5 protein-coding genes and 1 pseudogene are annotated in these 9,796 nt (G+C 75.3%); 3 read left to right on the top strand and 3 right to left on the bottom strand.

Features of this window, described 5'->3' with window-relative positions:
• The first annotated feature begins 252 nt into the window (after positions 1–252).
• The 3 genes and pseudogenes from EJA20_RS17095 to EJA20_RS17105 all read left to right on the top strand — a co-directional run bounded on the left by EJA20_RS17095 (position 253) and on the right by EJA20_RS17105 (position 6,224).
• A complete protein-coding gene (locus EJA20_RS17095; protein ID WP_129339736.1) occupies positions 253–2,742 on the top strand; it encodes a phosphoketolase family protein in 2,490 nt (829 codons plus the stop codon).
• A 128-nt stretch (positions 2,743–2,870) separates the two neighbouring features.
• Positions 2,871–4,927 (top strand): annotated as a pseudogene (pta, locus tag EJA20_RS17100) (phosphate acetyltransferase).
• Positions 4,928–5,003: 76 nt separating this feature from the next.
• Entirely contained in the window at positions 5,004–6,224 is a 1,221-nt protein-coding gene (locus EJA20_RS17105; RefSeq protein ID WP_129339738.1) for an acetate/propionate family kinase, read from the top strand.
• On the opposite strand, the gene EJA20_RS17110 is transcribed toward EJA20_RS17105, so the two are convergent.
• The 3 genes from EJA20_RS17110 to EJA20_RS17120 are packed head-to-tail and all read right to left on the bottom strand — an operon-like array spanning position 6,211 to position 9,729.
• Positions 6,211–7,668: an AMP-binding protein gene (locus EJA20_RS17110; protein WP_164984044.1), complete on the bottom strand. Its 1,458-nt coding sequence runs from the start codon at positions 7,666–7,668 to the stop codon at positions 6,211–6,213. The two genes, EJA20_RS17105 and EJA20_RS17110, sit on opposite strands and share 14 nt — an antisense overlap.
• Positions 7,628–8,797 carry an MSMEG_0565 family glycosyltransferase gene (locus EJA20_RS17115; RefSeq protein ID WP_129339740.1) on the bottom strand — a complete coding sequence of 390 codons (1,170 nt, stop codon included), beginning with the start codon at positions 8,795–8,797 and terminating at the stop codon, positions 7,628–7,630. The genes EJA20_RS17110 and EJA20_RS17115 overlap by 41 nt, the downstream gene beginning before the upstream one ends.
• Before the next feature lie 38 nt (positions 8,798–8,835).
• Entirely contained in the window at positions 8,836–9,729 is an 894-nt protein-coding gene (locus tag EJA20_RS17120) for a carbon-nitrogen hydrolase family protein (RefSeq protein ID WP_129339741.1), read from the bottom strand.
• Positions 9,730–9,796: the final 67 nt, after the last annotated feature.

Consider the following 9,796-nt stretch of genomic DNA (forward strand, 5'->3'; position numbering starts at 1 on the left):
GGGCACACCTCACGGTAACCCGAGGACCTGGGCGGACCCGTCGGGCAGAACCCGGGCGCCGGCGGGCTCCGAGCGGTTGACTGGGGCCGAGGAGCGGCCCGGCGCCCCCGCCGGCCGGCGGCGTGGGTCCGACGTCCCAGCCCGGCTGCCGGCCGGGCGGGGACGCTGGTCCTGGCGTCGCCCGGCGCGGCGGTGGGACCCCCACCTCTCCTCACGACCGAGCGCACGCAGGGACGAGAACGAGGAGCTGCAGTGACCACGACGTCGACCAGACCTGCCCCCACCTGGCGCACCGGTGCCGGCCAGGAGCCGAGCACGGAGTCCCTCGAGCGGATCGACCGCTGGTGGCGGGCGGCGAACTTCCTGTCCGTCGGCCAGATCTACCTCCTCGACAACCCGCTGCTGCGCGAGCCGCTGACGCGCGACCACGTCAAGCCCCGCCTCCTGGGCCACTGGGGCACGACGCCCGGGCTGACGTTCCTGTACGCGCACCTCAACCGCGCGATCGTCGAGCGCCAGCAGTCGACGATCTACATCACGGGTCCGGGTCACGGCGGGCCGGGCCTGGTGGCCGCGGCCTACCTCGACGGCACGTACTCCGAGATGTACTCGGACGTGACGCCGGACGAGGAGGGGCTGCGGCGTCTCTTCCGGCAGTTCTCGTTCCCGGGCGGCATCCCCAGCCACGTCGCGCCGGAGACGCCGGGCTCCATCCACGAGGGCGGCGAGCTCGGCTACGCGCTGTCCCACGCCTACGGTGCCGCCTTCGACAACCCCGACCTGCTCGTGGCGGCGGTCGTCGGCGACGGCGAGGCCGAGACGGGCCCGCTGGCCACGTCCTGGCACTCGAACAAGTTCGTCAACCCGCAGAAGGACGGCGTCGTCCTGCCGATCCTGCACCTCAACGGGTACAAGATCGCCAACCCGACGGTCCTGGCCCGCATCGGCGACGACGAGCTGAACAGCCTCATGGTCGGCTACGGGCACACGCCGCACGTCTTCGTCGCCGGCTTCGACGACGAGGACGCCCTGAGCATCCACCGCCGCTTCGCCGTCCTGCTCGACGGGGTGCTGGACGAGATCGCCGCCATCAAGCAGCGGGCGGCCGACGGCGACGACAGCCGCCCGATGTGGCCGATGATCGTCTTCCGCACGCCGAAGGGCTGGACGGGCCCGGACTACATCGACGGCAAGAAGACGACGGGCTCCTGGCGCGCCCACCAGGTGCCGCTGGCCAACGCCCGCGACACCCCCGAGCACCTCGACGTGCTGCGGCGGTGGCTCGAGAGCTACCGCCCGGCGGAGCTGTTCGACGAGGCCGGCCGGGTGGTCGAGGACGTCGCGGCCTGCGCGCCCGAGGGCGCCCTGCGCATGAGCGACAACCCGCACGCCAACGGCGGGCTCCTGCTGAAGGACCTGCGGCTGCCGGACTTCCGCGACTACGCGGTCGACGTGCCGAGCCCGGGCGCGACGGTCGCCGAGGCACCCCGCGTGCTCGGGCAGTGGCTCACGGACGTCATCCGCCTCAACCCGGACAACTTCCGGATCTTCGGGCCCGACGAGACCGCGTCGAACCGCCTCCAGGCCGTCTTCGACGTGACCGACAAGCAGTGGAACGCGGAGTTCTACTCCGACGAGGTCGACGAGCACCTGTCCCGGGCCGGCCGGGTCCTGGAGATGCTCTCGGAGCACCAGTGCCAGGGCTGGCTCGAGGGCTACCTGCTGACGGGCCGCCACGGCCTGTTCAACTGCTACGAGGCCTTCATCCACATCATCGACTCCATGTTCAACCAGCACGCGAAGTGGCTGAAGGTGACGCGCGACATCCCGTGGCGCCGGCCCGTCGCGAGCCTGAACTACCTGCTGTCGAGCCACGTGTGGCGCCAGGACCACAACGGCTTCTCGCACCAGGACCCGGGCTTCATCGACCACGTCGTGAACAAGAAGGCCGAGGTCGTGCGGGTCTACCTGCCGATCGACGCCAACACGCTGCTGTCGACCTACGACCACTGCCTGCGCAGCCGCAACTACGTCAACGTGGTCGTGGCGGGCAAGCAGCCCACCGCGAACATCCTGTCGATGGACGAGGCCATCGCGCACTGCACGCGGGGCCTGGGCATCTGGGAGTGGGCGGGGACGGAGAGGCCCGGCAAGGAGCCGGACGTCGTCCTCGGCTGCGCCGGCGACGTGCCGACGATCGAGGTGCTCGCCGCGGCGGACATCCTGCGGCGGGAGCTGCCCCAGCTCATGGTCCGCGTGGTCAACGTCGTGGACCTCATGCGCCTGCAGGACGAGCGGGAGCACCCGCACGGCCTGTCCGACCGCGAGTTCGACACCCTGTTCACGACCGACCGGCCCGTCGTCTTCGCGTACCACGGCTACCCGTGGCTCATCCACCGCCTCACCTACCGCCGCAAGGGCCACGCGAACATCCACGTGCGCGGCTACAAGGAGGAGGGCACCACGACGACGCCGTTCGACATGGTCATGCTCAACGACCTCGACCGGTACAAGCTCGTCATCGACGTCATCGACCAGGTCCACTGGCTGCGCTCCAGCGCCGCCGGCCTGCGCCAGAAGATGGTCGACGCCCGCCTGTCGGCCCGCCAGTACACGCGCGAGCACGGCGAGGACGTGCCCGAGGTGCGCGACTGGGTGTGGCCCGACGCGCAGGACCTCGCCGACCGCGGCCAGGTCGCCGCGAACGCCGGCACGACGTCCACCGGCGGTGACAACGAGTAGCGCCCGCCGCCGCAGCCTGTGAGGCCCGACCGGTCCCGACGGTCTACCGTCGGGACCGGTCGGCCGCCCGCACGCCCACCCCGCGCACGTCAGCACCGCACCCGCCCCCCACGCCAGGAGAGCCCACCGTGGCCCGCAGCATCTACGTCACCTCGCCGGAGGGAACACCGGCAAGTCCCTCGTCGCCCTCGGGCTGCTGGACCTGCTGGGGCGCACCGTCGCCCGCGTCGGCATCTTCCGGCCGGTGACCCGCTCCGACCGCGACCACGTGCTCGAGCTCCTGCTCGCCCACGACGGGGTGGACCTCGCGCGCGAGGACTGCATCGGCGTCACCTACCAGGAGGTCATCGACGACCCCGACGCCGCGCTGGCGCAGATCGTCGCCCGCTTCCACGAGGTGGAGCGCCGGTGCGACGCGGTCGTCGTCGTCGGCACGGACTACTCCGGGCTCGCCGGGCCCACGGAGCTCGCCTTCAACGCCCGCGTCGCGGCGAACCTCGGCGCGCCGGTGCTGCTCGTGCTGTCGGCGGCGAACCGGCGCCCGGAGGACGTCGGCCAGGTGGCGGAGGTCGCGGCCGCCGCGCTCGAGGCGGGCCACGCGCAGCTCGCGGCGGCGATCGCGCTGCGCAGCACGCCGGCCGCGCTCGACGCCGTGCACGCGGAGGTCGGCCAGGCCCTGTCCGTCCCCGCCTGGGCCGTCCCGGCGCACGCCCTGCTCGACGCGCCGACGGTCCGCCAGCTGATGGAGGCCGTCGGCGGGGAGCTGCTCGCCGGCGACGAGGCGCTCCTGTCCCGGGAGGTGCTCGACGTCCTCGTCGGGGCGATGTCCGTGGAGCACCTGCTCGACCGGCTCGTCGACGGCGCGGTCGTCATCACGCCGGGTGACCGCTCGGACGTGCTGCTCGGCCTGCTCGTCGCGCACCAGGCGGAGGGCTTCGCCAACCTCGCGGGCATCATCCTCAACGGCGGTTTCCGGCCCCCGGCGGCGGTCCAGCGCCTCGTCGAGGGCCTGGGCACGCGGCTGCCCGTCATCGTCACCGAGAGCGGCACCTTCCGGTCCGCGAGCGCGGCCGCCGCCACGCGCGGGCAGCTCACCGTGGACGCCCAGCGCAAGGTCGACACGGCCCTGGCGCTCTTCGAGGACCACGTCGACGGCGACGCGCTGCTGGCGGCGCTGGACGTGCCGCGCCCTTCCGTGGTGACGCCGCTGATGTTCGAGTACACGCTGCTGGACCGCGCCCGCTCCGACGGCAAGCACATCGTCCTGCCCGAGGGCACGGACGACCGGGTGCTGCGCGCGGCCTCGACGCTGCTGGCCCGCAACGTCGCGCGGCTGACGATCCTCGGCGACGAGACGACGATCCGGGCCCGCGCCACCGAGCTCGGCCTGGCCCTCGACGGCGCCGACGTCATCGACCCGCACGAGCCCGTGCTGCTCGAGCGGTTCGCCGAGGAGTACGCCCGGTTGCGCGCCCACAAGGGCATGACGGTCGAGCGGGCGCGGGAGATCGTCTCCTCCGTCTCCTACTTCGGCACGATGATGGTCCACCTCGGCCTGGCCGACGGCATGGTGTCCGGCGCGGTCCACACGACCGCCCACACCATCAAGCCGGCCTTCGAGATCATCAAGACCGCCCCGGGCACGGACAACGTCTCCAGCGTCTTCCTCATGTGCCTGGAGGACCGGGTCCTCGTCTACGGCGACTGCGCCGTCATCCCCGACCCGACCGCCGAGCAGCTCGCCGACATCGCCATCTCCTCGGCGGCGACGGCCGAGCAGTTCGGCATCGAGCCGCGGATCGCGATGCTGTCCTACTCCACCGGGGCGTCGGGCTCCGGGGCCGACGTGGAGAAGGTGCGCGCCGCGACCGCCCTCGTCCGCGAGCGCCGCCCCGACCTGTCGGTCGAGGGGCCCATCCAGTACGACGCCGCCGTGGACGTCTCCGTCGCGAAGACGAAGCTGCCCGAGTCGGCCGTCGCCGGGCGCGCCACCGTGTTCGTGTTCCCCGACCTCAACACCGGCAACAACACGTACAAGGCCGTGCAGCGCTCCGCCGGCGCCGTGGCCATCGGCCCCGTGCTCCAGGGCCTGAACAAGCCCGTCAACGACCTCTCGCGCGGCGCGCTGGTCAGCGACATCGTCAACACCGTGGCGATCACCGCCATCCAGGCGCAGCCGCGCTGAGCCGCCGGGCCTCCTCCCGCCCCGCGCCCCTCCCGTCCCCGACGCCCCGCCGCCCCTCCCCACGGAAGGCCCGTCCTTGAGCTCCCTCGTGCTCGTGCTGAACTCCGGCTCGTCCTCCATCAAGTACCGCCTGCTCGACCCGGAGGCCGGGCGGCCGCTGGCGACGGGCCTCGTCGAGCGGATCGGCCAGGGCACGGGGCGCCTCGTGCACGAGGGGCCGGGCGGGACGCACGAGACCGCGCAGCCCGTCGCCGACCACGAGGAGGGCATGCGCCTGGTGCTCGCGGCCTTCGCCGACCACGGGCCGGCGCTGGACCCCGCGGCGCTCACGGCGGTGGGGCACCGGGTGGTCCAGGGCGGCGACCGCTTCGACGGGCCGGTCCTCGTCGACGACGCGGTGGAGCAGCTCGTCGAGGAGCTGTCCCCCCTCGCGCCGCTGCACAACCCGGCCAACCTCTCGGGCATCCGCGCGGCCCGGCACGCCTTCCCCCAGGTGCCGCACGTGGCCGTCTTCGACACCGCGTTCCACCGGACGCTGCCGCCGGCGGCCGCGACCTACGCCCTCGACCGCGAGGTCGCCGCGGCCCACGGCATCCGCCGCTACGGCGCGCACGGCACCTCCCACCAGTACGTGTCGCGGGAGACGGCGGCGTTCCTGGGCCGGCCGCTGGAGGAGACGAACACGATCGTCCTGCACCTGGGCAACGGGGCCTCCGTCACCGCCGTCCGCGGCGGCCGGTCCGTCGAGACGTCGATGGGGATGACCCCCCTGGCGGGCCTCGTCATGGGCACGCGCACGGGGGACCTCGACCCGGGCGTGCTGCTGCACCTGCTGCGCGTCGGCGGCTACGACGCGGACTCGCTCGACGACCTGCTCAACCGTCGCTCGGGGATGCTCGGCCTGGCCGGGCACACGGACATGCGCGACGTCCACGCGGCCGCCGCGGCGGGCGACGAGCGGGTGCAGGAGGCCCTGGAGGTCTACTACCACCGCGTCCGCGGCTACGTCGGCGCCTACATGGCCCACCTCGGCCGCGTCGACGCCATCGCCTTCACCGCCGGCGTCGGCGAGAACGACGACGTCGTGCGCGCCGGCTGCCTCGCGGGGCTCGAGGGCTTCGGCATCACGGTCGACCCGGCCCGCAACGCCGGGCGCAAGAAGGCGACCACCGTGATCTCCCCCGAGGGCGCCCCGGTCACGGTGCTCGTGCTGCCCACGGACGAGGAGCTCGAGATCGCGCGCCAGGCCGTCGCGGTGGTGCGGGCGGGCGACGCGACGGCCGTCAGCGCCGGCTGAACCGCGCGGCCAGCGCGCGGCGCCGCGCCTTGCCGGCGTCGTCGCGCAGGGGCTCGGCGACGACATGCAGGCGCCGCAGCCGGCGCTCGGGACCGAGGACCCGACGGGCGTGCACGGCGACGTCCGCCGCCACCGCCGCGTCCGCGCCGCCGAGGTCGACGACGGCCTCGAGCGCCTGGCCCAGGTCCTCGTCGGGCACCCCGAACGCGACCGCCGACCGCACGGCGGGGTGCCGCTCCAGCGCCCGCTCCACCTCGGCGGGCCACACGTTGACCCCGCCCCGGACGACGAGGTCGTCGGCGCGGTCCGCGAGGAACAGCCAGCCGTCGGCGTCGAGGTGCCCGGCGTCGCCGAGGGTGTCCCAGCCGTCGGCGGTGCGGCGGGAGGGCGCCCCGCGGTAGGCGTAGGCCGGTGCGTCCCCGCGGCGCAGCCACACGGTGCCGACCTCCCCGGGCGCCGCGTCCGTCCCGTCGGGGCGTCGCACGGCCACCTCCGTCCCGGCGACGGGCCGCCCCACCGTGCCGGGGCGGGCCAGCCACTCCGGGCCCCGCACGAGCACGAGGCCGTTGCTCTCGCTGCCCGCGTAGAGCTCGAGGACGCGCTCGGGGCCGAGCCAGTCCAGGAGCGCGCGCTTGTCGTCGGGACCGATCGGCGCGCCGAGGTGCAGCACGGTCCGCAGGCTCGCCAGGTCCGCCGCCGCCCGCCGGGCCTCCGGCAGGGCCAGGAGGCGCCGGACCGTCGTCGGGACGAGGAGCGCCCAGGTCACGCGGTGCGCCGCGACGGCCCGCAGCCAGGCGTCGGCGCCGAAGCGCGGCAGCACGACGAGGCGGTGCCCGGTGAGCAGGCCCCGGTAGGCGTAGGTGAACACCGCGGAGTGGTGCATCGGCCCGGCGACGAGCTGGACGGCCTCGCGCGGCAGGAACTCCGCCACCGGCCGCCCGGGGTCCACCAGCGCCGGGGCGGCCGCCAGGACGAGCTTCGGCCGACCGGTGGAGCCCGAGCTCGTCGGCGCCTTCCAGGACGCGGCCCAGAGGTCGGGCAGAGGCGCGTCGTGGGCGTCCCGCCGCGGCGGGAGCGGCCCGAGGTCCCCCGGCAGCGTCGGGACGCCCGGCGTGGCCGCCGGGGCGCCGACGACCGCCGCCGGGGCCGCCAGCGCCTCGACCTCCGCCCGCTCGGCCGCGTCGAGCCCGGGCGCGAGCGGCTGGGGCGTCGCGCCCGCCCGCCACACCGCGGCGCAGGCGACCACGTGCGCCGCGCCGTTCGGCAGGGCGACCGTGACGAGGTCGTCGCGTCGGACCCCCACCGCCCGGAGGCGGTGCGCCAGCCGGGTGGCCCGGCGGTCGAGCTGCGCGGCGGTGAGCGTGGCGTCCGGTGCGACGACGACGACCCGGTCGGGGTCGGCCTCAGCCAGCCCGGCGAGCACCCGCGAGAACGAGCGGCGCACCGGCACCCCCCGTCCCCGCGAGGACCTGCGCGTAGACGGCCTCGTGGCGCGCCGCGACGTCGTCCCAGCGGTACGCCGCGGCGAGGGCCCGACCGGCGTCGGGGGCCGGCCCCTCGCCCGCGAGCGCCGCGTCGAGCGCGGCCGCGAACGACGCCGGGTCGGACCCGTAGGCGACGGTGCCGCGGAGGACCTCGCGCAGCACGGGCAGCGACCGCGCCACCACGGGCACCCCCGCGGCGAGCGCCTCGATCGCCGCGAGGCCGAAGCCCTCCTGCGTCGAGACGGACGCGAGCGCCCGCGCCCCGGCGACGAGCCCGGCCAGCCGCGCCTCGGGCACGGTCCCCAGGACCGTCGGCAGCGCGCCGACCTCGGCGGCGAGCTCCCGGGCGCGGGCGTCGAAGCGGTCGCGGTAGTCGCGGTAGTCGAAGAGGGTCTCCCCGCCCGCGACGACGAGGCGCAGCCCCGGCCGGGTCCGGCGCAGGGCCGCCCAGGCCTCGAGGAGGTCGAGCGTCCCCTTGCGGGGCTCGATCCCCCCGAGCGCGAGGACGTAGTCCCCCAGCTCGGCGCGCCAGGCCTCCCGGTCGGGCCCGGCGGCGGCGGCGGCGAAGCGCGCGGCGTCGACGCCGTTGCCGACGACCGTGGACGGCAGCCCCCAGCCGGCCGCGATCTCGTCGGACACCGCCCGGGAGACGGTGAGGCGGACGGCGGGGGCGACGAGGGCCCGCTCGTGGCACGCGACGAGCTGCGGGGTGGTGAAGGCGTCGAGGTGGTGGACGGTGCGCACGGGCGCCAGCCCCGCGTCGAGCGCCGCGTTCGCCGACAGGCAGTCCTGGGCGTGCACGACGTCGGCGAGGTCGCCGGCGTCGGCGTCCCGGGCCAGGGCGGCCGCCAGCGCCGCGATGGAGCGCACGATGCGCTCGCCGACCGCCTCGTCGTCCTGCGGCACGAAGGGGACGACCGCCACCCGGACGCGGGGGTCGACGGGCCGGAAGAAGGCGGCGTCCCCGCCGCGGCCGAGGGTCCGCACCGTGACCGCGTGACCGCGGGCCGCGAGCGCCTCCGCCAGCGCGAGGGTGTGGACGACCCCGCCGCGCGGCTTCGTGGAGTAGGTGAGCAGGTCCACGCGCACGCGGGTCCTCCGGGGTGGTCGGGGCCGGACCGGTCGGGTCAGGGGCGGGCGAGGAAGGGGTGCGCGGGGGACGGGTGCGCGAGGGACGGGTGGTAGGCGTGCTCCGCGCGGTCGGCCAGGTGGTGCATCGTGCGCCGGGCGCGGGCGAGCGAGCCCGCCACGTCGGCCCGCGCCACCGCCAGGCCGCCCTTCGCCCACGTCTTCGCGACGATCTCCCCCGCCGGGTCGACGACCTTGGCCTGCCCCAGGAACCGCAGCCCCCCGAGCACGCCGGTCTGGTTCGACGAGACGAGCCACACCTGGTTCTCGGCGGCGCGCGCGCAGTCGTAGAGGTCGAACAGGTGCGCCTGCCGGTCGTGCCGGATCCGGTCGGAGCGGTCGGTGACGCTGGCCGGCCAGGCGGACAGGCACACGAGGACCTCGGCGCCGTCGAGAGCGAGGGTGCGCGCCGACTCCGGGAACGTCTTGTCGAAGTCGATGAGCATCCCGAGCCGCCCGACCGGGGTGTCGAACGCCGCGAAGCCGTCGCCGGGCGCGTACGCCTGCGACTCCCCCAGCGGCAGGTGCACCTTGCGGTGCGTGCCGAGGACCTGCCCGCCGTGGACGCAGACGGCGGTGTTGTAGCAGCGCTCCACCCCGTCCTCGACGACCCGCTCGGCGAGGCCGAAGCAGATCGTCAGGTCGGGCGCGAGGGCCGCCACCCGCGCGACCTCGGGGCCGTCGAGCGCCACCGCAGGGGGCAGGTCCGCCGGTCCGGGGTGGTGCATGTCGAGCAGGTAGCCGCCGAGCGTCGCGTCGGGCAGCACGAGCAGGTCCACGCCCCGGGCGGCGGCGGCCTCGACGAGGGCCGGCAGCTTGGCCAGCGTCCGCCCCACGTCGCGGCCGAAGTGCCCCGCGACGGCGCCCAGCACGACCTCCCTGCCGTCAGGCACGCGCCTAGCTGTACTGAGCCATCACGTTGGTGACAGGCGGCTGGTGGGCGGGAGTCCTCCGAGGGCT

It is taken from the genome of Cellulomonas endophytica, from assembly GCF_004123805.1.
Lineage (GTDB): Bacteria > Actinomycetota > Actinomycetes > Actinomycetales > Cellulomonadaceae > Cellulomonas > Cellulomonas endophytica.